Annotated in this window: 23 protein-coding genes; 6 read left to right on the forward strand and 17 right to left on the reverse strand. The window is 32.2% G+C overall.

The window, feature by feature from the left end; genetic code table 11:
- Window positions 1–364: 364 nt before the first annotated feature.
- The 10 genes from KA894_RS06310 to KA894_RS06355 all read right to left on the reverse strand — a co-directional run bounded on the left by KA894_RS06310 (window position 365) and on the right by KA894_RS06355 (window position 11,329).
- On the reverse strand, window positions 365–865 hold the full coding sequence (locus tag KA894_RS06310) for a hypothetical protein (protein ID WP_210133838.1): 501 nt from the start codon (window positions 863–865) through the stop codon (window positions 365–367).
- A 176-nt stretch (window positions 866–1,041) separates the two neighbouring features.
- The gene (gene dhaM, locus KA894_RS06315) at window positions 1,042–1,407 is read right to left on the reverse strand and encodes a dihydroxyacetone kinase phosphoryl donor subunit DhaM (RefSeq protein ID WP_096810782.1); all 366 of its coding nucleotides are present in this window, start codon (window positions 1,405–1,407) and stop codon (window positions 1,042–1,044) included.
- A gap of 2 nt (window positions 1,408–1,409) precedes the next feature.
- Complete coding sequence (gene dhaL / locus KA894_RS06320) at window positions 1,410–1,985, reverse strand: dihydroxyacetone kinase subunit DhaL (protein WP_096810783.1); 576 nt, start codon at window positions 1,983–1,985, stop codon at window positions 1,410–1,412.
- Window positions 1,986–2,018: 33 nt separating this feature from the next.
- The gene (dhaK, locus tag KA894_RS06325) at window positions 2,019–2,987 is read right to left on the reverse strand and encodes a dihydroxyacetone kinase subunit DhaK (protein ID WP_107644425.1); all 969 of its coding nucleotides are present in this window, start codon (window positions 2,985–2,987) and stop codon (window positions 2,019–2,021) included.
- A gap of 223 nt (window positions 2,988–3,210) precedes the next feature.
- Window positions 3,211–4,227, reverse strand: coding sequence for a FecCD family ABC transporter permease (locus tag KA894_RS06330; RefSeq protein WP_096810785.1), 1,017 nt, complete (start codon window positions 4,225–4,227; stop codon window positions 3,211–3,213).
- Complete coding sequence (locus tag KA894_RS06335) at window positions 4,224–5,225, reverse strand: FecCD family ABC transporter permease (RefSeq protein WP_103373611.1); 1,002 nt, start codon at window positions 5,223–5,225, stop codon at window positions 4,224–4,226. The genes KA894_RS06330 and KA894_RS06335 overlap by 4 nt, the downstream gene beginning before the upstream one ends.
- An 8-nt stretch (window positions 5,226–5,233) precedes the next feature.
- On the reverse strand, window positions 5,234–6,037 hold the full coding sequence (locus KA894_RS06340) for an ABC transporter ATP-binding protein (RefSeq protein ID WP_103373610.1): 804 nt from the start codon (window positions 6,035–6,037) through the stop codon (window positions 5,234–5,236).
- Window positions 6,038–6,429: 392 nt separating this feature from the next.
- On the reverse strand, window positions 6,430–7,266 hold the full coding sequence (locus tag KA894_RS06345) for a YitT family protein (protein WP_119487931.1): 837 nt from the start codon (window positions 7,264–7,266) through the stop codon (window positions 6,430–6,432).
- Between the two features lie 753 nt (window positions 7,267–8,019).
- A complete protein-coding gene (locus tag KA894_RS06350) occupies window positions 8,020–9,249 on the reverse strand; it encodes a NupC/NupG family nucleoside CNT transporter (RefSeq protein WP_096810789.1) in 1,230 nt (409 codons plus the stop codon).
- Between the two features lie 361 nt (window positions 9,250–9,610).
- Window positions 9,611–11,329: an ABC transporter ATP-binding protein gene (locus KA894_RS06355; RefSeq protein ID WP_103372940.1), complete on the reverse strand. Its 1,719-nt coding sequence runs from the start codon at window positions 11,327–11,329 to the stop codon at window positions 9,611–9,613.
- Between the two features lie 241 nt (window positions 11,330–11,570).
- Here KA894_RS06355 and pbp4 point away from each other — a divergent pair, with 241 nt between their 5' ends.
- On the forward strand, window positions 11,571–12,863 hold the full coding sequence (gene pbp4, locus KA894_RS06360) for a penicillin-binding protein PBP4 (protein ID WP_103373453.1): 1,293 nt from the start codon (window positions 11,571–11,573) through the stop codon (window positions 12,861–12,863).
- Between the two features lie 317 nt (window positions 12,864–13,180).
- Here the strand turns inward: pbp4 and tagD are convergent, their stop codons facing one another.
- The 4 genes from tagD to KA894_RS06380 form a co-directional block, all read right to left on the reverse strand.
- Window positions 13,181–13,579: a glycerol-3-phosphate cytidylyltransferase gene (gene tagD, locus KA894_RS06365; RefSeq protein ID WP_096810792.1), complete on the reverse strand. Its 399-nt coding sequence runs from the start codon at window positions 13,577–13,579 to the stop codon at window positions 13,181–13,183.
- Window positions 13,580–13,669: 90 nt separating this feature from the next.
- Complete coding sequence (locus KA894_RS06370; protein ID WP_096810793.1) at window positions 13,670–14,728, reverse strand: glycosyltransferase family 2 protein; 1,059 nt, start codon at window positions 14,726–14,728, stop codon at window positions 13,670–13,672.
- Window positions 14,725–15,816 (reverse strand): teichoic acid glycerol-phosphate primase TarB, encoded by a 1,092-nt coding sequence (tarB, locus tag KA894_RS06375; RefSeq protein WP_119487933.1) that lies wholly within the window; start codon window positions 15,814–15,816, stop codon window positions 14,725–14,727. Before tarB ends, KA894_RS06370 begins: the two co-directional genes overlap by 4 nt.
- Window positions 15,817–15,955: 139 nt before the next feature.
- Window positions 15,956–16,756, reverse strand: a complete 801-nt coding sequence (locus KA894_RS06380; RefSeq protein ID WP_096810795.1) for an ABC transporter permease — start codon at window positions 16,754–16,756, stop codon at window positions 15,956–15,958.
- Between the two features lie 361 nt (window positions 16,757–17,117).
- On the opposite strand from KA894_RS06380, the gene tagH reads away from it, so the two are divergent.
- Entirely contained in the window at window positions 17,118–17,912 is a 795-nt protein-coding gene (gene tagH, locus KA894_RS06385; RefSeq protein WP_096810796.1) for a teichoic acids export ABC transporter ATP-binding subunit TagH, read from the forward strand.
- Window positions 17,913–18,329: 417 nt separating this feature from the next.
- Here tagH and tarA read toward each other — a convergent pair whose 3' ends face one another.
- A complete protein-coding gene (tarA, locus tag KA894_RS06390) occupies window positions 18,330–19,076 on the reverse strand; it encodes an N-acetylglucosaminyldiphosphoundecaprenol N-acetyl-beta-D-mannosaminyltransferase TarA (protein ID WP_096810797.1) in 747 nt (248 codons plus the stop codon).
- A 234-nt stretch (window positions 19,077–19,310) separates the two neighbouring features.
- Here tarA and KA894_RS06395 point away from each other — a divergent pair, with 234 nt between their 5' ends.
- Window positions 19,311–20,060, forward strand: a complete 750-nt coding sequence (locus KA894_RS06395; RefSeq protein WP_103373005.1) for a M50 family metallopeptidase — start codon at window positions 19,311–19,313, stop codon at window positions 20,058–20,060.
- Between the two features lie 565 nt (window positions 20,061–20,625).
- Here the strand turns inward: KA894_RS06395 and KA894_RS06400 are convergent.
- On the reverse strand, window positions 20,626–21,270 hold the full coding sequence (locus tag KA894_RS06400; RefSeq protein ID WP_096810799.1) for a metal-dependent transcriptional regulator: 645 nt from the start codon (window positions 21,268–21,270) through the stop codon (window positions 20,626–20,628).
- A 120-nt stretch (window positions 21,271–21,390) separates the two neighbouring features.
- Between KA894_RS06400 and KA894_RS06405 the strand changes: the two genes are divergently transcribed.
- The 3 genes from KA894_RS06405 to mntC are packed head-to-tail and all read left to right on the forward strand — an operon-like array spanning window position 21,391 to window position 23,906.
- Window positions 21,391–22,122 carry a metal ABC transporter ATP-binding protein gene (locus KA894_RS06405; RefSeq protein WP_119487934.1) on the forward strand — a complete coding sequence of 244 codons (732 nt, stop codon included), beginning with the start codon at window positions 21,391–21,393 and terminating at the stop codon, window positions 22,120–22,122.
- A 21-nt stretch (window positions 22,123–22,143) separates the two neighbouring features.
- Window positions 22,144–22,974 carry a metal ABC transporter permease gene (locus KA894_RS06410; RefSeq protein ID WP_096810801.1) on the forward strand — a complete coding sequence of 277 codons (831 nt, stop codon included), beginning with the start codon at window positions 22,144–22,146 and terminating at the stop codon, window positions 22,972–22,974.
- Entirely contained in the window at window positions 22,974–23,906 is a 933-nt protein-coding gene (gene mntC / locus KA894_RS06415) for a manganese ABC transporter substrate-binding lipoprotein MntC (RefSeq protein ID WP_119487935.1), read from the forward strand. Before KA894_RS06410 ends, mntC begins: the two co-directional genes overlap by 1 nt.
- Before the next feature lie 274 nt (window positions 23,907–24,180).
- On the opposite strand, the gene KA894_RS06420 is transcribed toward mntC, so the two are convergent.
- Entirely contained in the window at window positions 24,181–26,232 is a 2,052-nt protein-coding gene (locus KA894_RS06420; RefSeq protein WP_103373007.1) for a cation:proton antiporter, read from the reverse strand.
- Window positions 26,233–26,659: the final 427 nt, after the last annotated feature.

A 26,659-nucleotide genomic window follows, 5' to 3' on the forward strand; every position in this document is an offset into this window, starting at 1 on the left:
AATAAAGATTATATACAGACTATTTATTCCTTTTTAATCATTCACTTTTACTTTTAAAAATAAATAATTGCATATCACATATACTATTATAATAAATAATATCAATTAACATTTTGCAACTTTATACATTTTCTCTTTATAAAGACACACCAAAAATACAAGTAAATTTTTTTGAAAAAATTTTTATTTTTTTAAATAAACGTCTATTTCATCCTAATCATGATTAAACAATAGTCCTATTTTTGAACATAAAAAAACCGAAAACAATCAATATAGAATCGAATTGTTTTCGGCTGAAACCATTTTCATATTCAATTGTTACCACATCAGAATTCAATCATATCCAACATTTAACTATTGCTTATTAATGTGCATTTTTAAAATGATTAAGTTCATTGAAATCGACTACTACATTATCTAAACGTTTAGCAGTTTCTTTTAATACATTACGTGCAACACTATTTGAAGGATCTATTTTCAGTATTTGGCGAGAAATCTCTAATGCTTTTTTATCAGAAATGACTGGTTCGGGAACTGCGTGTAATAATAACATTTGCAATAAGCTTTTTACTTCTTTGCCGTCAGTAAGTTTTATGGATGATTCCGCATGGTAATAAGCAGAATCTAAAGCTCCTTGTAGTTCACTTAATGGATAGACAAGTAATAGAAAAGCTAAGTCGTGCATTTCTGCAGTTTCTTCATTTTTCATCATATCTAAAATACATGTATAGAACATGATACTTTCCACTTCATGAGCACTTGAGATATAAGCTTCTTCAAATTCCATAAAATCTGTCTGGGACATAAGACGTTTTACTGACTCAAATTCGCCGTTTAAGACATACTTCTGTATCAATGCTTTCATGGCAATGTCCTCCTAGATATCCAGATTTCTATAACAGTTATACATTATTTTACCACATCTCAATTATATATTCATTTAAAAAGAATATTTTTATCAAGTTAATTGAAGGCCTTTTAATTATAACTGTTCAATTCACACCATTGCTGAAATTTTATACATGTATCCTTGAATTTGCACTAATTGAATTGGTTGTTCAATTCATCTACTACTTCATCAATTGAGTTCCCTACAGAGATTTTTACAGCTGCATTAAAAGCACCCTCCACTATCGGTGCATTCATTTTTTCTACACGGTAATTTCCTTCATACATCTCAATGGCTAAATCAAGGTTCATCTCAGCAGAACCTATATCATAAAAACATAAAGCATCATTATCCAATTGGTTGATCATTTCTTGAATATCATCATAAGAAGTGCCAATATTACCATTTGCGCCACCTTGAGCTACAACTCCAACATCTTCTCCTACCATTTGATTAATAAGCGCTTTTGTTCCTTCAGCGATCTCCTTGCTATGGCTTACAATGATAATTTGTGTCATGGTTAATCAACTCCAATCAATGCGTTTAAGATATACACACTACTTTGGGCGCCAGGGTCAACATGACCTTTTGATGCTTCTTTGAAATAAGCTGCTCGGCCTTTTGTAGCTTCTATATTTTCGGTCAAATCTGCATAAGATTGCAGGTCCTCAAACGCTAGTGTGTCTCCATTACTCACCGCTTCGCTTGCACGTTCAATCACGTCATACATTGTTTTTTCATTCAATTCAACTTTGCCACGTTGAGCAACTGCTTCTGAAAATGTTTTGAGCACTTCTTTCAAGTTATCATTATCTAATTCATCTTTGACGACTTGTGACATTTTTACAAAACTAAAGCCATACAATGGACCAGAGGCCCCGCCAATATTTGACATTAATGCCATTCCAGTAGACTTGAATAATGCTGCCATTGAGTTATCATCTAGTTGTTCAGGCAAGGATTTAAATCCTCTTAACATATTCACGCCATGGTCGCCATCGCCAATCGCTCTATCTAACTCTGTTAATAACGGCTCTTTTTCCTCAAAAACATCAACTAAATTAAGTAGTCTCTCTTTTAACTCTGCTACATTCATATATCTTCACTCCCTCTTATATCTATCACCGTATTAAATATTAAAATACGGACTACTTGTAGATGTAGTCAGAGCTTCATATACGGCTTCAGAGTATGGCACAAATGTTAATGAAACACCTTCCATATCTAATGAAGTCATATAATCTCCGACTAACCACAGTTTAACGTCTTTTTGTTTATCATCTAATTGTTGTGACACATATTTTGTTACAATATTTAGTTCAGACAATGGCGTTGCCCCCATGCCATTGACCATGACAATCAGTTGTTTAGCTTTTACTTCTTTTAATAACTCAGCTATTAGTCGTTCTACAATCAAATCAACACTTTCAATTTTCTTACGTGCTAATCCCTTTTCACCATGTATACCAATTCCAATCTCCATTGATTCATCATCAATATCAAAGCCATATTGTCCGGTTGTAGGCACTAACGGGGGCGTTAGTGCCATACCTATAGATTTTATAGTTGGTAATAATTGTTCTAGTTTTTCTTTAATTGTAGCGAGTGACTCTCCTTTATCTGCTAGATAACCAGCAACTTTATGCACAAATACAGTACCAGCTACGCCTCTACGTTGGGTTTCATCACTTACAGCTACATCATCTTTGACTACCACTGTTTCAACTTGTATATCTTCCATCTCCGCCATTTCTTGTGCCATTTCAAAATTCATAACATCTCCGGCATAATTTTTGACAACAAGTAACACGCCATCGCCATTATCTACGGCTTTGATCGCACTTAAAATCTTGTCCGGCGTTGGAGATGTAAAGACCTCACCACACACTGCAGCATCTAACATACCTTCTGCAACGTAACCAGCGTGAGCTGGTTCGTGACCACTGCCCCCGCCAGAAACAATCGCTACACCTTTTTCTTTTTTATTTTTTCGTACCACAACTGTATCGGAAATAACTTCAATCTGTTTATTTGAAATCGTAAGACCATCTAACATATCTGATAAAAATTGTGTTTTATCTTTGATTAATTTTTTCATAACGACGACCTCCTATTTTTAGCTATTCATATATAGTATACATTATCTATAAATGTAAACGCTAACAACTCCTCGTGTACTTTTAAAAAGAGTGGGTTACTAATCAATGTGTACTGGATTGATTATAGATACCCACTCTTGTTGAATAATTATGGTTTTTTAATATTTTTTAATTTATTAGGTTTAATGTGATACTTTCATATAATTCCCCAAAATATCCCTCTTAAACTGATTTTGTTTTATACATTAAGTATAAGAAATAAGGGGCACCGATAATTGATACTACAATACCTGCTGGGATACCAGAAGGTTGTAATATGATTTGCCCTACCGTATCTGCTAACACAAGTAAAAACGCACCGATAAATATAGATATTGGTAAGAATAATTGATGTCTTGGGCCAACTATAGATTTAGCAATATGTGGGCCCAATAATCCAATAAAACCAATAGCACCAGCAACTGACACCGCTGCTGAAGAGAGTACGACTGCGATTAATAATAGCACTATGCGTTCTTTTCCAATTTTCACACCAACGCCTTGAGCAATATATTGATGCGTATTTAACAGATTTAAAACATTCGATTTTAATAATAAAAATGGGATAAGTACAATGACCCAAGGCAAGAATGCAATTACAAAAGCCCATTCGTCACCCCAAATGTTACCCGCAAGCCATGAAGCAATAAATTCCGATTGGTCTTCATCAAATGTAGACATGAGCGTGAGCGAACCACCGCTTAACGCTGTAGCCATACCCACACCTACTAATACCATACTTGCCGGCGTGATACCTTCACCCCTATTGTAACTAAATGAAAATATAATTAATGCAGTAATTATACCGCCTAACATACTGATAAACGGTAATACATAAACAAAGTTATCTGCGCTTACTTGTCCTACCACGATAAATAATGCGATAGCGAACCCGCTGCCAGCATTTATACCTAAAATACCAGGCTCAGCTAACGGGTTTTTAGTTACACTTTGTATAATAGCTCCACTCATTGCTAAAGCAGCGCCAGCTAAAATAGTAATAATCATTCTTGGAAGCCTAAATTCCATTAAGATAAGTGTATCAGTGTATTCACCTTGTCCTATTAATGTCTTAAAGAACGTACCTACTGACATCTTGTATTCACCCGATGTCATACTCCAAGCACACGCCAATAGTACCAATATGATAAGTATCGCCATTGTTAATAACTGCTTATGTCTTAACTTTGGATCTATCATGAAAAGCGCCCTCCTCTTTTAACTAAATATAAAAAGTAAGGTACGCCAATAAATGAAATGATTGCCCCAACTGGAGCTTCACCTAACATACGAGCTACCGTATCTGCAACCAACAATAACAAACCACCTATAATAGCTGTTAATGGAAGTACACGTGCATAATCTGTACCGACTAAATAACGCACTATGTGAGGTACCATAAGTCCTACAAATGCAATTTGACCAACCATGGCTACTGCAATACCAGCCATAACCATTGAAATAATCAAAGCAATTGCACGTGTTAATGCTACGTTTTGACCCAAACCTATGGCTAGAGTTTCGCCTAAATTTAAAATAGTTAGTTGCTTACTCATCGCAACAATGATGACAAGTGCAACTATTATAAATGGAGCTGCCCATATTAATTGACCCCATGTTGTGCCAGATACGCCGCCTGCGCTCCAGAACGTCAAACTTTGATTTAATCTAAACAATAGTGCAACACCTTGACTTAAAGCTGTCAATAAAGCACTTACTGCAGCACCGGCAAGGATAATTCTCATAGGGTTAAAACCATCACTTCTTGATCTACCTATCATGAGGACTATAAAACCACCCATAATGGCGCCGATAAACCCCGCTATCATTAATACTATAAATGGGGCTGTTGGATAAAATGCAAAAGTGAGTGCTAACATGAAAGAGGCTCCTGAATTTAACCCAATCAAACTTGGATCTGCTAAGCCATTTTTAGTCACACCTTGAATAACTGCTCCTGAAGTCGCCAAAGCAACCCCGACTAACATAGCTCCTATATCTCTTGGTATGCGTATTTCACTTATTATATTATGTTGTTGATTTTTACTGTCATAATTGAAAACAGCGTCAAATATAGTTGAGATATGGATTTTAGCATCCCCAATTACAATTGATACAATCAAAGCAACAATGAGTAATACTACGCTAATGATAAATGTTGTTGTAAAATTTAGCTTCCCTTTTTTCTGTGTGGTCATCATTACACCTAAACTTCTGAATAGCTTTTTCTACATAAATCATAGGTAACTAGCATAGGTTTCCCAGTTCTGGGATCAGTACTAATTTCTACGTCTATATTGAATACTTTTTCTAAAATTTCTTTTGTTAATACTTCTTCAGTGTCACCATCTGCAACGATATCTCCTTGCTTCATCGTAATTAAATGGTCTGAGAAACGCACTGCTTGATTAATATCATGTAATACCATAATGATAGTACAACCTTGCTCTTCATTAAGTTGGGTAATTAATTCTAATATTTCTAATTGATGTGAAATATCTAAATAGGTTGTAGGTTCATCTAAAAAGATAATATCTGTACGTTGCGCTAATGCCATTGCAATCCATACTCTTTGACGTTGACCGCCACTTAAATCATTGATAGGACGCAGACGGAATTCATAAGTTCCCGTCACTGTCATAGCCCAATCAATCTCTTTTTTATCTTCTGCAGATAGTCTGCCAAACCCTTTTTGATGTGGAAAACGTCCATAAGATACAAGTTCTCCAACTGTTAATCCATCTGCTACTTCTGGTGATTGAGGTAAAATAGCAATTTTTTTAGCTACTTCCTTGGTTGATTGCGCATGCAAATCTTCGCCGTCTAGTTTAATTTCGCCACCTTTAATTGGCAATAATCGTGAAAGCGCTTTTAATAAGGTTGATTTTCCGCAACCATTAGGTCCAATAATAGATGTTATTTTACCTGTAGGAATGTGTACATCTAACTGGTCCACAATCACATTATCCCCGTAGCCTATCGTAACTTGTTCTCCTTCTAAGCGAGTCATAGTTTCCCTTCTTCCTAATACATAATAAGCATAAAATAATCTATATCGTTTATATTTGTTTATCGTATTGTTCTTCCAAATGATAATCATTATCACAGATGATATTATATCATTTTTTAGGTATGATGACTAATAAATATGATAGATTATCACTGATTATCTTAAGAATTTATACATTTATGTTTGCTATGTAAGTTAAAAAAAAACGATTTGAAGTGCCTATAACAATCGCGTCTTATTCTTGAATATGTTATCAACAGTAATTGGTGAAATAAGACAATTCATGCTGATAAAAACTGCTCCTACATTTGATAATTTAAACTTTATAAAAAATTAAAACCTTGATACACGATTTAAATCCTGTAACAAGGTTTTAATTTACAATTTTTCAATTAATGTTCATCAATTAAAAAACCATTACCATAGACATCACGTACATCATGAATAACGAGAAATGCCTCACTGTCTATTTTTTTGATTAAACGTTTGGCTTTGGTCACTTGCGTTTTTGTAATGACAACATATAATATATCTTTTTCTTGTTTAGAGAAATATCCTCTACCATTTAAAATAGTAAGTCCGCGTCCAACTTGTTCATCAATCACCTTAGCAATTTCATCTGGTTTGCTAGAAATAATCGTCATTGCTTTTTTCGTATTTAAGCCTTCAATAACATAATCCATAACTTTTGTACCGATATACAGTGATATCACTGTAACTAATGCCCTAGGAATTGGTATCACTGTTAATGAAATTGCCACAACAATTAAATCGAAGAACAATAAGGCATAGGGCGTACTGACGTCTAAGTATTTATTAGCGATTCTAGCTAAAATAGTTGTACCAGCTGTCGTTCCTCCTGCAAGCACAATCACACCAATACCCAAACCTACACACATGCCCCCAAAAACAGCATTAACGAGTATATTACCAGTTTCTATTTCCCAGCTTACAGTTAATTCTAAAAATAATGATATCAAAATGGTTGCCACTATTGTTAAATACATACTTCTTTTACTCAAGAATTTATAGCCTATGGCAATAAGCACCGCATTAAATACAAAGTTAGTTATACCAGGGGATACGTGAAAGGCATAATAAAGTACGATAGCTATACCGGTCACGCCTCCCTCACCTAAATCAGCAGATATGATAAAAGTGTTAACGCCTGCTGAAAATATAAATGATCCGATTACTACCAAAATTAAATCTCGTACTGTTTTATTCACTCACATGACCCCCTTATATAACTCCAATCACTTGAATATTAGCAAACTATGGAAGATACCACAATATCATTCATAAAATACAGCTTATAAATACATGTGAAAAACCTTGATATTATCATATTTATTGCATTATCTTCTTTTAGAAGTTTAAAAATTCTGAATTTTCGGTTTACTTATACACTTTCCTTTGCTATAATAAAACCTATCTTCTTATTGATTAGCAATAAGAAGCCATCTCCTTTGTGTTGTTTATAGTAACATACAAAACAATTTTTGCTCGAGTATATTGGTAGTACCTAGTCCTTACTATTAATATACAATTAATTCATTTCCCGTGAAAGCCAAGTAATATTGAATGTGTATCGTCACTTCAATTACTTGGCTTTATTTTTTGATTTAATAATCGTTTAAAACAGAAACGGGTAGAAGCTGCTTCCTTCTAAATTTACTTTCTTCTCTCTGAACTTTAATGATTAGATAAAATAATACAAGCGCGGCCTTCTTTTTTTTTCCAATTAAATGCGCTTTATATAATAATGAGAGAAACATGATTATTTATGTTTCAGACCTTTTTATATCCATTTAATGCACAAAAAAGCGCGAGATGAAAACCAAGTGAATGCATTGGTTTTCTATTTCGCGCTATCTTCATACGCCATGCTAAAAATATATTTTCTATAACACTTCATCATATTTTTCTATTGTTTGAGAAATAATTCACTCAGTTTATACAACCACTTCACGCATGGTGTATTACCAAGCAAATAATCCAACAAAGCCAGCAGTCATGAGTGACACTAAAATACCTGCAAGTAACATCATAGGTACATATTGTGACACGAAATCTGAAGTTTTTTTATCTACGATACCTTTCAACGTACCAATAATCATTCCTATCGTTGAGAAGTTAGCAAAAGATACTAAAAACGTAGTAATCACTGCACGTCTATGTGGAGAATAAGCATCTACTACATCTTTAATTTGTCCCATTACCACAAACTCATTTGTTACGATTTTCTTAGCCATTTGTTGCGCAACAATCCAAGCTTCGTCAAATGGTAAGCCAAGTAATAAAGCAAATGGATACATGAAAGTGCCTAAAATTTGGTCAAGACCAAAGCTGCCTTTGAGACCAGCCCAACCACCAATAATACCTGTAATTAAATTGATAAAGCGATCAATTAAATCAGATAATGCAACAAAGCTAATAACGAAAGCGATAATAATCAAAATTAATTTACCAGCATTTAATACTGAATCTCCTAAAAATGAGAAAAATGGTTGTTTTTCAATTTCTTCATTGCGGATACTGTAAATAACATCTTCTTTCTCTTCTACTGAAACAGGATTTAAGATAGAAGATACGATAATTGCGTTAATGATATTTAATGGAATAGCAGTCAAAACTAAATCGCCCGGTATCATAGAAACATATGCACCAACGATTGCACCAGAGATTGAACTCATAGCCATCATAGCAACTGTTAACACACGTGTTTCTTTCATTCTTTTCAACTGTTCGTTAGATACGGCTAAAGCTTCTGTATTACCTAAAAACATCATTTCAATACCGAAGAAAGATTCGAATTTTGGCTGGCGTGTAACTTTAGCTAAAAACCAACCGATACCACCAATAACTTTAGGTAAAATATTAAAATACATTAAAATATCGAAAAGCGGTACTACCAATAAAATTGGGAATAGCGCACTTACAGCCATATCCATCGTTTCAGTATTTACCCAACTTGCAAAAGCAAACCCTGTACCTGCATGTGCAGAGTCAATCACCCAAGCAATTCCGTTCGCTAAGTATTGGACGCCTGCTTTCCCCCAAGGAAAATACATAAAGAACCATGCTAAGAACAAGTTAATAACGACTAATATACCAATAGATTTCCACTGTATGTCTGATTTTTTTCTAGAAAAAAGTACAGCGATACCTAAGAATACAATTAACCCAATAATGTTAATCAATAAAAACATCATACACCCACCATTTCTTAATTAAATAAATAATTAGCTGAATATATAAAAGCAACACTCGATTATGTATAAGAATTATTAAGATGAGCACATTGTCTACTGCTTGTTTTAAGCTACATGTATTAGTCCAGCTATCGTTCAATGCACTCATCTTTTAATTTTATTTCCTATTTATTTAATACTATGCTTGATGATAAAACCATCATTCCCTCAATGATTGTCACTTAATAATTCACAATAATTATATCATGTATGTACATTATATAAAATAACAATTTTATAGTTCGCATATATTTAAGAAACATAATTGATTCACGCAATATTATACGTGTTTTCATGTTGTTTTCATTAATTGTTCAAACTATCTTGTTAAGTTTTGTGTATGGACAAATTGCTGATATTTTTCGTGACTAGCCATTAGCGCTTGGTGCGTTCCTATACCTGTTACATTACCATTATCAATAAAAATAATCTGTTCAGCTTTCTTAATTGTGGATAACCTATGGGCAATCACAATTGTTGTTCGATTTTCCATTAATTCTTCTAAAGCATCTTGGATTTTTCTTTCACTTTCACTATCTAAATTGGCAGTAGCCTCATCTAATAATAAAATATCTGGATTTTTAACAAAACTTCGCGCAATATCTATACGTTGACGCTGGCCTCCTGATAATTTTAACCCTCTTTCACCAACAATAGTGTCATAGCCTTCTTCAAACGCTACAATAAACTCGTGACAATTTGCCAATTGTGCGTAATAAATCAATTCTTCATCAGAGACTTCCCGGTTAATACCATATAAAATGTTATCTCTAATCGTACCATTCATCATAGAATTAGACTGCATCACATACCCAATTTTCTCTCGCCATGCTCCTAATGCTATATCATAGATGGATTGATTGCCATATTTAATATCACCATGCTCAATATCATACATACGTTCAATGATATTGAATATGGTACTCTTACCTGAGCCCGAAGGCCCTACGAATGCAGTTACACTGCTAGATGGTATATCAAATGATATATTGGAAAGTATTGGTTTACTACCATATTGAAAATCCACGTTTTCAAAGGTTAAGCTCCCATCAATAATTGGCTGTAGTTGTCCTGTAACAAATACTTCAGTAGGTTCTTCCATAATTTCGTATATACGGCTACTTGCACCAACAGCTTTTTTATAGTCTGTGACTAATGTAGATAAATTTATAAGAGGCTGTGTTAATTGAATAACATAAAAAATCATTGCAATGAGTGTCCCTGCTGTGATTGCGCCAGTTGAAATACGTATCGCACCAAATCCTAAAATAACTGCAATCGTTAATAACATAATAACACCTGATATCGGTTGTATAACTGCTGTAATCTTCGCTTGTTTCAAACCTAAAAAGTATATCTCTTTTAAATTTTTATGCGCATTATCTAATTCAATCTTTTCTGTTCGTGATACTTTAACTAATCGCATTTCTGTTAATACACGGCCTAATAATCCGCTAAAATTAGCTATTTCTGCTTGCGTTTTTTTTGATATATTTTGCATAATTTTACCCAATGGAATCATTATTAATACAAATATAGGTATTGTAATAAATGTTAATAAAGTCATTTGCCAATCCATCACAAATAACATTATTAAAGATCCTACAATAGTTAATACAGAAGGCAGTAAATTGGGCAGTTTTTGCGAAATAAATTCATTAATCACTTTTGTGTCATCCGTTAGACGGCTCATTAATTGACCACTTTCATTTTTATCAAAAAATGGCATTTTTAAATGGATAATATGTTTCCATAAAACGGAACGAATAGCATAAATGATTTTCTCCCCAATTTTACTCAATAAATACAAACCTATACCACTGAGTAAAGCGTTTATAATAAATATGGATATAAAAGCAGCGATAAACATCCAATTAATATTTTCAAAAGAAAATTTATCTACAAGTTTACCTGTAAAAAAAGGAACTACTAGTCCAGTAATACTGCCTAATGAAGAAATTAAAACAGCAATGATAATCAGACCAACAGGCCACGATAATTTTTTAAATAAGTAGAATAACGGATTCTCTTGTTTCATGTGTATTTACCTCTTCTAAAAATTTTTTAATTGTTTCATAACTTATGTTAAATGTGAGCAGTTTAACTTTAAAGTAATAAGCTAATTCAATTTTAACTCAATTATTTCGTGTTTTGCACAACAGTTTTCGATAATTTAATTATTTCAAATTTTCATTGGTGTAACATTTTATAATCTTCATACAATATGCTAAAATACTTCTGTTGTAGTCAAACAGAATATATTAAGAGGGAATGTAATTATGAGAAAGTTAATTATGGTAATTGTAACTGCGCTCTTCGTCGGTTCAATTATAACACCTTTTGCCGAAGCAGAAACAATAACACCCACGCAAGCGGCAAACCAATATGGTTATAATGTTACCGATGATTATCAGCCTGAAAGTGCAGTAAACATTGCTCAAACTGGTCAAATTCTTTATCAATATAATATTGATCAAAAATGGTACCCTGCTTCAATGACCAAACTAATGACAATGTATTTAACACTCGAAGCAGTAAAAAAAGGTGATTTAGCTTTAGATGACAAGGTGAAAATCACTGATAAACATTATCGAATGTCTACCTTGCCTGAATTAAGTAACACTAAGCTCTATCCTGGAGAAACTTATACTATAAAAGAGTTGCTTCAGATTACAGTTTCAAATTCAAGTAACGCTGCAGCGCTTATACTTGGACAAGAAGTTTCTGACAACCTTTCAGATTTTACTGATTTAATGAATAAAAAAGCAAAATCTATCGGTATGAAAGATACACATTTTGTAAATCCAACAGGCGCTGAAAATAACCAATTAAAAGATTTTGCACCAAAAAAATACAAAAATGAAGATAATAATACTTCAACTGCTAGAGACTTTGCTATTTTAGCACAACGTACAGTTCAAGACACACCGAATATCCTACACTTTACTAAACAACTAGCACCAACACAACACGGTGTTACATACTATACATTTAACCATTCATTAGAAGGTGCAGATATGAGTTTAGAGGGTACGGATGGTTTAAAAACTGGGTCAAGCGATATTGCGGATTATAATCATACCATCACTACCAAAAGAGATAAGTTGAGAATTAACCAGACGATTATGGGTGCAGGTGATTACAACAATTTAGGTGGTGAAAAACAACGCAATATGATTGGTAATGCCTTAATGAATATGTCTTTCGATCAATATAAATACCAAAAAATTATTTCAAAAGGTACACATAAAATTAATGGCAAAACATATTATGTAGAGAAAGATTTATATGATGTACTTCCAAGTGATTTCGATAAAGATGATTATAAATATGTTATAAACGACGGCAAACTGCATATTGAATATGACCGTAAATTTATTTCTGATAAATACGGACCACCAACAGTTAAGGTAAGTAAGCCAATTATGCATCAAACTACTACAATCGTTAAAACAACTTGGGATGAACATCCTGTCTTAACTTTACTGGGTACTGTTTTAATTATTGCTGCTATTGCTATTATTATTTATCTTATTATCGAAGCTTTCAAAAAAAGAAAAAACCGTAAATAAGCTATAAATAACTGCTTATTAAAAAATGTTTTTCCAATAAAAAGGATCGTTCACATTTTGTGAACGATCCTTTTTACATAGTTACTTAAAATTAATTTAGAGACGAAATCTCTTTTTCAAAAAGATTGCTTTCTTCCAATTCTGTAAAAATCGCTAGACACCTAAAATTAAGTTAATCAAAAATTTAACCTAACCATCTGCGACCAATATCATAGTCAGGGCTGAGACATTGCTTTATGCCCCAGCCCTAATACATATATGTGCCTAACGTATGATTTACGGTTAACTAAACAACCTAAAAATAATTGCTTGTCAGTTTATTTTTCAGCGTCGCCATATAGTTCTTTTTTAATTTGAGTCGTAGAAATGCCTTCAGTACGGTTAAGGTAAATGACTTCACATTTATCTTTCAAGAAATCAAATTCACCTTCCCAATCATGTCCCATTACGAAAGTATCAATTTCATAGCGATCAACATCAATTTCTTTTTGACCCCATCCACTTTCAGGGATTACTAAATCAACATAACGGATAGATTCTAACATCATTTTTCGTTGTTCATAGTTATAGTAAGATTTTTTGTTTTTAACACGATTAAATTCATCTGTAGATAAAGCTACTACTAAATAATCGCCCATTTCTCTAGCTCTCCTCAATAATTCAATATGACCATAATGTAATAAATCATACGTTCCATAAGTAATAACACGTTTCATGCGCTCATACTCCTTAACAAAATTTAATTAAAATTAACATTTTTTAAAAGTATAGCATAATGATCAAAAGTTTACGAATGATACTAAGTTTTACTTTTTAAGTATTTGCTTTAATTTTAATTTCCCTCTAAATTTAAAACGTTTCGGAATTGTTTCAAATTTAAAACGATAATAATTAGGTCGACCAATGCCGACACTTAGTAATGTCTCTTGCCATTTTTTGTATAACGTTTTATCCCAGTACTTGTTCGCTTGTTCAACAACTTTGATGATTCTAAACATTGCTTCCCCAGAATAATCTGTATTCTGCATGCTTTTCATATAAGACGTTACAATATCTAAAAGTTGATGTGTTAATTTTTTGTTATGTTCTAAATACGCTTGTAATAAATAACTCACAATGAGTTCGTCCATACGGTAACTATAATAAATACGTTCTTCCCTCAACAATAGTGTGTTCATAACTCTATTTCTAACTTTAATAGCGTCGCTCATATAACTTACAAATCGACCTGCTCTTTGATCTGTCACTGAACCTTTTTCTTCATGATAACCATATACAATAAAGGGTAATAGTTGAATATCGCGCGCTTTTTTGTACGCCTTAATCATAAAGGTATGTTCTTCGCAAAAAACAACATCTGCATCAAATTGTAAATCTTTAAATTTGGCACTAAACAATTTCCCACCAGGCCCAATAGACTGCATCATTTCAGGGCATTGCGCTAAGTTTACTTTATCAAATTTCTGTATCGGTTTGTGCGTGTAAACGCCTTTCCACTCGCCCTTATTTAATCTACCTATTTGCCCTAGGACGATATCTACATGTTCATCTTGTTGATAGTAATCTGCCATTGCATCTATACTGTTTGGTAAAAATTCGTCATCTGCATCTAGAAATATAAAAGCATCACCTGAAACATGAGTTAAAGCGTTATTTCTACTCATCGCTGCACCTTGATTATTTTGGTTTATGATATAAATATTTTTAGATGATTTTTGCAACTGTTCCAAAATTTGCTGACTTTCATCAGTAGAACCATCATTGATACAAATAATTTCATAATCTTGTTTAGTATCGATAGAACTGATTGCTCTTTGTATTGTGTTAGCTGCATTATAAACTGGTATGATAATTGATAATTTCATTCTTTCACCATTTTCTCTATATGATTTATAACTTGGGTTAAACTATCTTGCACATTATACTCATGCCAAGGTTCAAATAATGGTTTTAAACCATTTCGTTGTTCTTTTAATTTACATATTAATTCCTTTTCACTATACGCTTTATAATATTCTGGAATATTATAATAAAAAGCGTTTAGCCCTCGTTCTTTTTCATAGTCAGCTTCATCATACACATAGAAGAAAGTTGGTTTATTTAGCAAACTTGCTTCTATTGCTAATGAACTATAATCTGTAATAACGATATCTGCCATAATCATCAATGTCTGTAAGTTAATCTTAGATTGTTTGTCTTGAGATAGGGACGGATGCAATTTACTAAACAATGTATATGACGGTAATGCCGCTTCAAATTGTGCTTTATCAATACTACGATTGGATTGATTATGTTCACGGTACGTAGGTACATAAAGCGCTACTTTATCTTTGATGCCGTATTGCAATTTTAATTCTTGTTGTCTTTGGGTTATATCTAACCTTGTGTACGGCACTAAACGTGGTAAACCTGTTCTTAAAAATTGATGGTCTTGTGCACCAAATGAGTCCTTAAAGCATTTAACCATTGGCTCGCCACCGACTAAATATTTGTCAGTAGCTTGATAAACACTTTGATATTGCTTAACCATTTTCTTATTATTTAAATCAACTTGATGGTCTGTAAGTCCAAATTTTTTCAACGCTCCTACAGCATGCCATGTCTGAATAATTGTCTGTTGCGGTTTCTTTTTGAGCCCTCCAAGCATTAAATAATATGTATCAATGACTATGATTTTTGCTGTACTTATTATCTTAATGTGTTGAAACACTTGTTTATTACCTGCAGGAATAAATAGTACATTTTCAAAGTTTTTAACATATTTTCTATTTATTTCCTTGGAAATAACTGTAACATGGTATGACTTACGATTTAATGTTTCAATAATCGGAAGTACATCCTCAACAAATGTCATCATGATTACAATGTGGTTGTTTTTTATTTTTTTCTTTTTATAAATTAAATTCAAAAAGCTAATAATTGTCATATAGAGCTTTTTTATTAACTGTCTCAAAAAATCCACCGCCGATTTATAGTTTGTTTTCTTCTATTATAGCCATCTTATATTTAAAATTATAGAAAAATCCTTTAACGACGTTTAAGCCATTAAAGGATTTTATTTTATATATTAAGAATCAATTATCAAATTGGTATTACATAAAGTCTGCAAAATGGTCTCTATAACGCATATGCATGATTGATCCTATGATAAATAAGAACACAATAATGAAAAAGTTGTAGAATGTTAATTCCCAGTGTGTAATAAAGTACCATTCATTATGTAGAACTGCGGCACGATATGCTTCCGCAAGATAATAAATCGGGTTAAGTTGCATAACGTCTTTAACGATACCTTCTGGAGGTACAATTAAAATAGATGAAGCAAAGAACACCATTCTCATCAATGCTTGAATTGCCGGTTGTGTATCTTTGACGAGCACTCCTAATGTTGACGTAAATAACGCTACTGTTGTAGTAAATATGAGTGCAAATGGCACATATAAGAATAATTGAATTGTGTAAATAGACGGGTAAAAACCACCTAGCATACACAACAAAACAACAACTACTAATAATGCAATATGTCCATAGAACCTACTCATAACAATATAAGAAGGTATAATAGATAACGGGAAATTCATCTTAGCCACATGGTTATATTTACTCGCTATTGATTTTGTGCCTTCTAATATACCTTGGTTCACAAAGAACCACATACTAATACCTACAAGTAACCAATAAATAAATGGTATACCATCAATTGGCCCATTATTTCTGATTCCTAGACCAAACACAAACCAATAAACCATGATTTGCATTGCTGGATTAATTAATTCCCAAGCCATGCCTAGGTAATTATTTGTATTTGTAATTTTGACTTGGAACTGTGCTAATCTTTGAATTAGATAGAAATTTTTGAAATGCTCTTTTAAAACTACCCACACTGCACTCATTTAAATAAACCCACTTTCAATCGATTTACTAATCATAATTATGTTATAACAAGACTATATTCAAATCTAATATACGCTTTATAAATTATCTTAACAACTGCCATTTACTTTAGTAAACTAAATACATAGAATAATAGCAAAAACACATGAATATTAAACTCATTTATAACAAAAAGTTATTACAATTTGTCAACTTCACTATAGTTGATTTTATAACTCAAATTCAGTAAAATTTAACAATTGTATAAGAACATCGTTTTTAAATTTTGTACTCACTTACTTTACAATAGGTTAATAAATTTAACAACTAATATAATATATAATATACTATACATTATCTGCAAATAAGGAAGGTAAAATTATGAATGTATCGGTTAGCATTGAACATGTAACTAAAGAATACCGCATCTATCGCAATAATAAAGAGCGTTTAAAAGATGCCTTAGTCCCTTTTCATAAAAACAAAACATTTTATGCCCTAAATGATTTATCACTAACTGCATATGAAGGTGATGTCATCGGCCTTGTAGGTATTAACGGGTCAGGAAAGTCTACACTAAGCAACATTATTGGTGGATCACTTTCCGCTACTTCTGGAAATATCGATCGACACGGTGAAGTGAGCGTGATTGCAATTAATGCCGGTTTAAACGGACAATTATCTGGTATTGAAAACATTGAATTTAAAATGTTATGCATGGGATTCACTAGAAAACAAATTAAAGAATTAACACCTGATATTATCGAATTCAGTGAACTTGGGGAATTCATTTATCAACCTGTTAAAAAATATTCAAGTGGTATGCGTGCCAAATTAGGTTTTTCCATTAACATTACAACAAACCCAGATATTCTCGTTATCGATGAAGCATTATCTGTCGGTGATCAAACTTTCGCTCAAAAATGTTTAGATAAGATTTATGAATATAAAGAACAAGGCAAAACAATATTCTTTGTTAGTCATAATATGAGACAAGTTCGAGAATTTTGCACTAAAATTGCATGGATTGAAGCAGGTAAACTGAAAAAATTTGGCGAATTAGAAGAAGTTTTACCTGAGTATGAAAAATTCTTAAATGAGTTTAAAAAGTATTCCAAAGATGAACAAAAAGCATTCAGAAACGAATTAGATAACTCAAGATTCGAAGTAAAATAAAATCCATTAACTCTGAAATAGAATTAAATGAATTTATTTTCGCTACAATGAATCACACTTCAGTATATGATTATAGATTGGTTTAAAATCATTTTTATTATAGCAGTCTTACTAGAAAACTTAATGTTCGTACTTAAATTAAAAGCCTAGGCATAAACCATGCTTGGGCTACAAATATGATATAGACCGTAGATCATCGGTTAAAATGCTTTTTATATTAAGCTTTAGAAAAAGTATCTCTTTACATCTACTTATTACTAAATAAATATTTATATTTTCAACAATAAACCTATATAGAAATTTATAGTTCTAATTAAATGCCACATGTCACTATGTCGTAGATGACTGAAAATCCATAAAGAAACTACTGCCAATCATAAGTAATGAGGCTGGTATATTTAGTTTATACCAGCCTCATTACTTAGTTATTTTTTGTTTAATTACTTTAAACACAAATCTAGGTATTGCTTTCATTCTTCCAAGACGTTTCCAATCTATAATAAAGCGATATACCCATTCTATATTTAATTTTTGAAATACATTCGGAGCTCTTTTTTTCGTACCACTGAACACTTCAATAGAACCACCTACACCCATAAGTAAGGTTTGATTAAATTGATTTTCATGACGAACAATCCATTGCTCTTGCTTGGGATAACCCATCCCGGCAAATACATAATCAGGTTTAAACGAAGTGACTTGTTTTAACACCATTTCATCTTCTATATCAAAGTAACCATGATGTGAACCAAAATAAATATTAGGATATTTTTCGCTTAGTTTTTGTACTGCCTGCGTTACGATTTCATCTTTGGCCCCTAATAAAAATACGTTTTGATAATTAGCATTTGCGATTTTCAAACATTCTTCCATTACTTCTATGCCTGGCACGCGTTCCTTTAAAGGTGTTTTAAGTAATTTTGAAGCCATAACAATACCTGTACCATCTGGCACCACATAGTTGGCGCCATTGATTAAATTACGGTAGATTTCATTGTTAGTAGTATAATCTACAATTTCAGGATTAGCTGTAACAATGAATAAATTGTTTTGAGTTTCTGATTCAAAAAATTGTTTGATATGATTTCGCATTTCTATTAGTGTCACATTATCAAATAAAACAGATAGTACATTTACTTTTTCTAATTTGTCAATTTTCGTCATGATTAGTAATCTCCTAACTCCATCTCTCAATATACATTCATTTTTATTGTAATTTTAACATACACTTTCACTCACATATATTACAATATTAATAAAACGATAGCTAAACTATCTCAATATACATCAAAAGTCTAAATGCTTTATGAATGATATTACTCTATACTATTAAGTAAGCAATCGCATTTGATGATTTTCCAAAACATAAACAATTGAAATATTAAAACGAGGTTTTCTATGACTAAAGTTAACGCATTTTTTAGCTCATCCATACAATTACATCTTTATTGGATTATTTTTATCGCCATCCTTTATATCGTGATACATACTTATCGAAATAAATCTATCAACCCAATTTTAGATATATATTTTAACTATATTCCAGTATTAACCCACGAGTTTGGCCATATACTATTCAATAAATTAAGCGGTGGCAAACCTAGAGACCTAGTCATTGTAGCGACACCATCAGAACGACTTGCTACATCGCAACAAGGCTTTGCAATTACACAATCAAAAACAAGTTTAGGTCAATCCATCACTACTTTCGGTGGTTACGTTATGCCTGCACTTATGCTATTTTTAGGTTTTTTATCTATTAAATATCAATATCCAAGTCTATTTATCACTGCGTACCTATTAATGTTTACCTATTTCTTATATTTAACTTCCAGAAAATTACTTCCTATCATCATTGTGATACTATTAGTTGCACTTTTATATTGCTTATTTCAAAGTGACAATCAACGAATGATACTTTACATTGTCACTGTTACCCAACACTTTATATTAGGTGTTTTACTCGGCGAAGTTCTTCAATCATCTTGGACTATATTTAAATTAACATTTTCGGAAAACAGGGTGAGTTGGGATGGTAGCACTTTAAAAGAATTAACGCATATACCAACTTTTGTTTATAGTGTCATTTGGATAGCGATTAACTTATTTACAGTTTATCAACTATTCAAAACATACTTCCTTCCATAAAATTATTTTTGAATGTAAAGGAATAAGTGACAGAACAAGCATTACATTTCAAAAAATGATTATAACATGAAATCACTGGTAACTAGATTTTAAATACTTATTGTAGGATCTAGTTATTTTTCCGTTTTCTTAATTGTTGATTTATCTTAAAAATGATTTTTAACCATAAGTATTCATACTCAAAATAAAAGGCGCCTTCATTTTTGAAATGGAGGTGCCTTTTAGTATTTAAAACCTTGCAATTTTGAATGTTCATACTTACTTATAGCTGCTGTGCCATTTTATGGTCTCTTGTCCTTACACCCCAATAGCATCAGTGCATTAAAATATCGTACCTTTATAAAAAAGTGGGCAAAAACAGACGACTTTGACACGATGAAATTACTTCTATACGTTTGTTTCTATCATCAAGTTAAATCAGCTTTAACAGCTATTAATATATAAACCTTATTTAACTAAATTGTAACTCCTACTTATGCTTAAACAAGGATCATTCTCTTTCTAAACACAATTATATACAATATTCATAAGAAAATGTAAATCAATTCTCTATAATTGAACTCTACTATTTTTCAGCATAAATATGCATTGCATTATCATAACTAAGCACTGTTATTTTATCTTCTTTCTGGACCATAATGACTTTATTTGTATCATCTTTATTCACTATCTTTATTTGTTCATCAATTAATATATCTTTACTTGTTAAATAAACTAACAATTCTGTTCTGTCTCGAACCCGCTTAATTGTCACTTCATCTCCAGCTTCAAATGACAATAAATTGGTTGTATATATCTCTTTATATTGGTTGTCTCTTGGTATAATACCACCATGAGGGCAAGTAATTGGATAATCTAATAATTTATCTAAGCGTTCTACGAATAAATGAGAAACTTTATGCTCTAGTACCTCTGCTTCTTGATGTACCTCTTCCCAATTATATTCTAATATTTTTATTAAAAATAACTCTAATAAACGATGTCTTTTAATAATGTCTAAAGTGTATGTCAATCCTTCTTCTGAAAGTTGCACACCTTTATACGGTTTCGTTTTTACAAATCCAGATTTTTCTAAACGATTTACCATTTCACTTACAGATGGCGGTTTAATATTTAAATACTGGGACAATGTCTTATTTGAAACGAAAGAATGATCGCCATTATGCGTTAAAATTGCTTTCAAATAATCTTCTTTTTCTTCAGTTAGCATGGTCTCACCTCTCAAGTCATTCACTTTATTGTACCACGAATCTACTTGACACGCTAAAAGTTCATGTTATATTATGAATTAAATTAGGTTAGCCTAAAATTTAAATTAAGGAGGTCTAAAATGTTAAAAATTAATAACTTAAATCTCACTTTAGGGAACAAACATGTTTTAGATGATATCAATCTTGAAATTCCTGTCAAAGGTGAAATTATTGGAATTATGGGACCCAATGGTGCAGGAAAATCCTCACTACTTAAATCTCTCATCGGAGAATTTAAATCAACTGGAAGTGCTAATTTACATAATATTGCTATGCAGCAAACGCTAAAAACAATAACATATATACCCCAAAAAGCACATATTGATTTAGATTTTCCAATTAAAGTTGAGGACGTTGTACTTTCAGGGGCTTATAAAGATATTGGATGGTTTAAATTTATTACTCCTAAGACGAGGTCTAGACTTAATCAGCTCTTACAAACATTAGAATTAGAAGATTTAAGAAGCAGACAAATATCTGCTTTAAGCGGAGGTCAGTTACAAAGGGTTTTAGTAGCTAGAGCGCTCATGACAGAAAGTACGCTTTACCTTTTAGATGAACCATTTGTTGGCATTGATTTCCATAGCGAACAAATCATTATGTCTCAATTACGCGCACTTAAAAAAGCGGGCAAGTTACTATTGATTGTTCATCATGATTTATCAAAAGCAGAAGAATATTTTGACCGTGTCATTCTTTTAAATAAAACGATTCGTTTCTTTGGAGAAAGTCACGTTGCTATGCAACCAGAATATCTAAACAGAACATTCTTAAATCCTACAAACCAACAACAAAGTTCAGAATCGGCTTAAATAGAAAGGAAGTAGCATTATATGGAATTTTTCCAACATCTATTTGAATACAAGTTTTTAAGTAATGCATTAATTATTTCAATTATTGTAGGAATCGTTTGTGGAACAGTTGGTTGCCTCATCGTGCTTAGAGGCTTATCTCTTATGGGGGATGCAATGAGCCATGCGGTATTACCCGGCGTTGCCCTGTCCTTTTTATTCGGTGTTCCTATGTTTATTGGTGCATTAGTTACAGGTATGATCGCCAGCATTTTTATAGGCTTTATTACTAAAAGCAGTAAAACCAAACCCGACGCAGCTATTGGCATTAGTTTTACAGCCTTTTTAGCAACTGGGGTCATTTTAATTAGTTTAATAAATAGTACTACTGATTTATATCACATTCTTTTTGGTAATTTATTGGCAGTAACACAGTCTACTTTTTGGTCGACTGTAGTCGTGGGTGTCATTGTTATGATTTTAATTATTATTTTTTATAGACCATTAATGATTTCTACATTTGACCCTATTTTTAGTAGAATGAGTGGTTTGAACACTACTTTTCTACACTACTTCGTTATGTTATTGCTTTCACTTGTTACTGTAGCAAGTATACAAACTGTAGGTATTATATTAGTTGTAGCATTACTTATCACCCCTGCTTCAGCTGCATTTTTAATTGCTAAAAAACTACATACAATGATGATCATTTCCAGTTTAATAAGCATTATAAGTGCGATGGTCGGCATGTACTTTAGTTATATTTATAATATTCCAAGCGGTGCAACGATTGTTTTATGCGCGTTTGTTATCTATATCATTATTTTTGCTTGTAATAAAATGCAAGTGTTCACAAAAAAAGGAGTGGTTTAATGAAAAAGTTATTAACAGTTGCACTTATCTTCCTTTTATTCTTAAGTGCGTGTAGCAACGGTAAAAGTGATTCTTCATCTCAATCTCATGACAAAATAAAAGTCGTAACGACAAATTCTATTCTATACGATATGGTTAAAAACGTTGGTGGCGATAATGTTGAAATACACAGTATTGTCCCAATTGGTCAGGACCCACATGAATACGAAGTTAAACCAAAAGATATTAAAGCATTGACAGATGCAGATGTCATCTTTTACAACGGATTAAATTTAGAAACAGGTAACGGTTGGTTCAAAAATGCTTTATCACAGGCCAACAAATCATATGAAGATGGTTCTGTTGTCAAAGTTTCACAGGACGTTAAACCTTTATACTTAAATGGAGCAACAGAAGGCGACGAATCTAAACAAGACCCACATGCCTGGTTAAGCTTAGACAATGGTATTAAATATATAAAAACAATCAGTGATGCTTTAATTAAAAAAGATGACAAACATAAAGATGATATTGAAAGCCATACAAAGGATTATGTAGCTAAATTGGAATCTTTAAAACAAGATAGTCATGAGAAATTTAACGACATCCCTAAAGAAAATCGTTCAATGATCACAAGTGAAGGTGCTTTTAAATATTTCTCTAAACAGTTTGATATTAAACCTGGATATATTTGGGAAATAAACACTGAGAAACAAGGCACACCTGAACAAATGGAACAAGCTGTTAAATTTGTTAAAGATAACCACCTTAAACATCTACTTGTCGAAACTAGCGTAGACAAGAAAAGCATGCAAAGTTTAAGTGAAGAAACGAATTTAGATATCTACGGAGAAGTTTATACAGATTCCATAGGTAAAGAAGGCACTAAAGGTGATTCTTATTATAATATGATGAAAGAAAATATCGATATCGTACACGGCAGTATGGAATAATAACAAGGCTATTTAACCTACTTTGTAGGTGAATAGTCCCATGTCGTACGTTTCCCTCCTAATGACGTACGACATGGTGGTATTCAAGCCTTAAATCATCTATCTCCCTTAACTCCATCAATGGTTGGCTCCTCCCCCCATTGATGGAGATTTTTAATGAAAAAGGGAATTTTAGCTCAAATCATTTTATATCCTAAAAAATTCATTTCATTTATACAATTCAATTCACCAAAAAAACAGATTCCGATATCGGAATCTGTTTTTCACTGATAGCTTAATCCGTTAAACTATCAACAATAATCATTTCATCATAGTTAATGGCTTCACGTAATTTCAAAGCAGTTACCTCGTTAATTTCTTCATCTTCAACAAGTTCATTCAAGACGCGACGTTGCTCTCTAAGTGCCTCCAACTTAATTTTAGTGATTGACGTTTCACTTTTAGGATTAAAGAAATTCGAAGGTGTTAAGTTTTCAATTCTCATTAAATAACTATCACAAATCATGCCCACTTCTAATTTATTTTCTTCAGTCGTCTCTTTACCTAGACGACTTACCACGCGATAATGCACTGTTCTCATTACATTAGAAATTTCTCGCAAGTTATCAATCACAGATAAAGACGAAGCAGCGTTGGTTTTTACTTTTGTCTTAATTCTACTTTTTAAAATAAATGCTTTTAATTCAACTTTGATACGTTGGATTAAAGAAGACTGTTTATAAACTTGTGTACGTTCAGCATAACGCATGTAGTTATCTAAAACATTCGTTGTAATATCTCCATTAGATACTAAGCTATTAAGTGTATTGTTTTCAACATCAAATGCGATTTTTTGCAATCTTTCTAGTTCTTTAGTATTTTCATCTTCATTTTCAACCGTTTTAAGAAAAGCTAATTTATCATGATAATCTTTAATGACGTTACCGTATAAAAAACTAGATGCTTCAGATGATAATTGATTTAAATGTTCTATCACTTTCTCTAAAATATATATACGCGCTTGCTTAAAGTTCATACCACGTTGTTTTGGTTTTACTGCATTAGGTGTCACCATTGGCAACACAATTTGCGCAATGATTAAACTCATGACCACCATACCTGACGCAATAAATAGCAAATCATCTCTAAACACAAAGGAATGGTGATCCGCCAACATGTAAGGTAATGTTAAAGCAATAGCCAGAGAAATTGTTCCATGCACGCCACATAATGTCATGATAAAAGCATACATGCCTCGTTTGGGTGGTGTCTCTGAAACATTAGCATTATCTTCATAGTTGCTAAGTATTTTTTGGAACGGACTGATTGGTAAATAAAAATAAGGATATAAAACAAAAACCCATAAAAATCTAAATAAGTATATTGCTAAAGCGATTAAAACCGTAACAACAATTAGAAAGATAAAATTATGTGGTTCATTTTCTATAATTCTCCCGACAAGTTCAGGAACTAAAAATCCTAAAATAGAAAATACAAAACCATTCAAAGCATAACTTAATATATTCCATGTATGATTGTAACTCATTTGTAACCTTGTACGTGCCTGTGCGATACGATCACGTTCAAAACCATGTACTAATCCTGCTACCACTGCTGCAATAATACCTGATGAATGGAACATTTCAGCAACGAGATATGTAATAAAAGGGGTTAGAAGCTGTATAAATGTAAACATATTTACATTTTCAATACCTCTTCTAGAAAGTGATACTCTGAATCTAACTAAGGCAACACCAATAATTAAACCTACAATAAATCCGCCTATTGAAGATATTAAAAATTGTTCAACAGCATTTACCATTGAAAATCCACCTGTGATTAAAGCTGCTACAGCAATTTTAAAAGAAATAATACCCGCAGCATCATTTAACAATGATTCACCTTCTAAAATTGTCATAGAACCTTTTGGAAGAATTTTTCCATTTGTAATTGCTTGAACAGCTACTGCATCAGTTGGACACAAAATAGCGGCCAATGCGAATGCAGCAGCTAATGGTAATTCAGGCCATATCCAATGCACAAACAATCCAACTACTATAACCGTTGTGACCACAAGTCCTAAGGCCATCATTAATACTGGTTTGATATACCGGCGTAAATGGACACGAGACACTTTTACACCTTCAACAAATAATAATGGCGCTATTAGTGCAACCATAAATAGCTCTGAGTCAAAATGGAATTCAACAGGTATCGGCGTAATATACAATAACATACCGAGCATAATTTGGATAAAAGCTAGGGGGATTTTAGGTAAGGCGATATGTACAAGGGAACTTGCAATAACTACTGCTAAAAATATCAGTATTGTTTCAAATATTTGCATGGTTTCACCTCTTTTCAACATTAATGACTTTCATAATTGTTGAGGTTGAAACAAAAAATACCATCGTTTTTAATGAACAGATTGTGTCTCAAACTCTTACATATCTAGTTATTATTTTTAATAGATATGCTTTTTAAAATTAACACAATTACAGATATGTATTATTTTATCATTTTTTTAGTAACCCCTGAAACGGATTGCACTTCAAAAATAATATTTTCACCAAATATAATTTAAATAATACTGCACGCTTTATATCAATAAAAAAGGCTCTATACTAAACAGGGCTGATTTTTATATCAGTCTTCTTTGACAAAGAGCCATAAAAAAAGAACAGATTAGAAATTAAAGGTTAATTCATTGATTTCTAATCTGCTCATCTATAAATGACGTATTTTCTATAATGCTTTATTTTAACAATGTAAAG

Source organism: Staphylococcus sp. GDY8P131P (assembly GCF_017891975.1).
GTDB classification, from domain to species: domain Bacteria; phylum Bacillota; class Bacilli; order Staphylococcales; family Staphylococcaceae; genus Staphylococcus; species Staphylococcus nepalensis.

Excerpts from the sequence above, each read along its gene's own strand:
- tagH (WP_096810796.1), top strand. The coding sequence starts at position 17,118 with ATGAATGTATCGGTTAGCATTGAACATGTAACTAAAGAATACCGCATC.
- dhaL (WP_096810783.1), bottom strand. The coding sequence starts at position 1,985 with ATGAATGTAGCAGAGTTAAAAGAGAGACTACTTAATTTAGTTGATGTT.
- KA894_RS06350 (WP_096810789.1), bottom strand. The coding sequence starts at position 9,249 with ATGTTTTTATTGATTAACATTATTGGGTTAATTGTATTCTTAGGTATC.
- KA894_RS06310 (WP_210133838.1), bottom strand. The coding sequence starts at position 865 with ATGAAAGCATTGATACAGAAGTATGTCTTAAACGGCGAATTTGAGTCA.
- KA894_RS06370 (WP_096810793.1), bottom strand. The coding sequence starts at position 14,728 with ATGAAATTATCAATTATCATACCAGTTTATAATGCAGCTAACACAATA.
- KA894_RS06355 (WP_103372940.1), bottom strand. The coding sequence starts at position 11,329 with ATGAAACAAGAGAATCCGTTATTCTACTTATTTAAAAAATTATCGTGG.
- KA894_RS06340 (WP_103373610.1), bottom strand. The coding sequence starts at position 6,037 with ATGACTCGCTTAGAAGGAGAACAAGTTACGATAGGCTACGGGGATAAT.
- KA894_RS06395 (WP_103373005.1), top strand. The coding sequence starts at position 19,311 with ATGACTAAAGTTAACGCATTTTTTAGCTCATCCATACAATTACATCTT.
- KA894_RS06400 (WP_096810799.1), bottom strand. The coding sequence starts at position 21,270 with ATGCTAACTGAAGAAAAAGAAGATTATTTGAAAGCAATTTTAACGCAT.
- KA894_RS06410 (WP_096810801.1), top strand. The coding sequence starts at position 22,144 with ATGGAATTTTTCCAACATCTATTTGAATACAAGTTTTTAAGTAATGCA.
- pbp4 (WP_103373453.1), top strand. The coding sequence starts at position 11,571 with ATGAGAAAGTTAATTATGGTAATTGTAACTGCGCTCTTCGTCGGTTCA.
- tagD (WP_096810792.1), bottom strand. The coding sequence starts at position 13,579 with ATGAAACGTGTTATTACTTATGGAACGTATGATTTATTACATTATGGT.
- mntC (WP_119487935.1), top strand. The coding sequence starts at position 22,974 with ATGAAAAAGTTATTAACAGTTGCACTTATCTTCCTTTTATTCTTAAGT.
- KA894_RS06330 (WP_096810785.1), bottom strand. The coding sequence starts at position 4,227 with ATGATAGATCCAAAGTTAAGACATAAGCAGTTATTAACAATGGCGATA.
- KA894_RS06380 (WP_096810795.1), bottom strand. The coding sequence starts at position 16,756 with ATGAGTGCAGTGTGGGTAGTTTTAAAAGAGCATTTCAAAAATTTCTAT.
- KA894_RS06405 (WP_119487934.1), top strand. The coding sequence starts at position 21,391 with ATGTTAAAAATTAATAACTTAAATCTCACTTTAGGGAACAAACATGTT.
- tarA (WP_096810797.1), bottom strand. The coding sequence starts at position 19,076 with ATGACGAAAATTGACAAATTAGAAAAAGTAAATGTACTATCTGTTTTA.
- KA894_RS06420 (WP_103373007.1), bottom strand. The coding sequence starts at position 26,232 with ATGCAAATATTTGAAACAATACTGATATTTTTAGCAGTAGTTATTGCA.
- dhaK (WP_107644425.1), bottom strand. The coding sequence starts at position 2,987 with ATGAAAAAATTAATCAAAGATAAAACACAATTTTTATCAGATATGTTA.
- dhaM (WP_096810782.1), bottom strand. The coding sequence starts at position 1,407 with ATGACACAAATTATCATTGTAAGCCATAGCAAGGAGATCGCTGAAGGA.
- KA894_RS06335 (WP_103373611.1), bottom strand. The coding sequence starts at position 5,225 with ATGACCACACAGAAAAAAGGGAAGCTAAATTTTACAACAACATTTATC.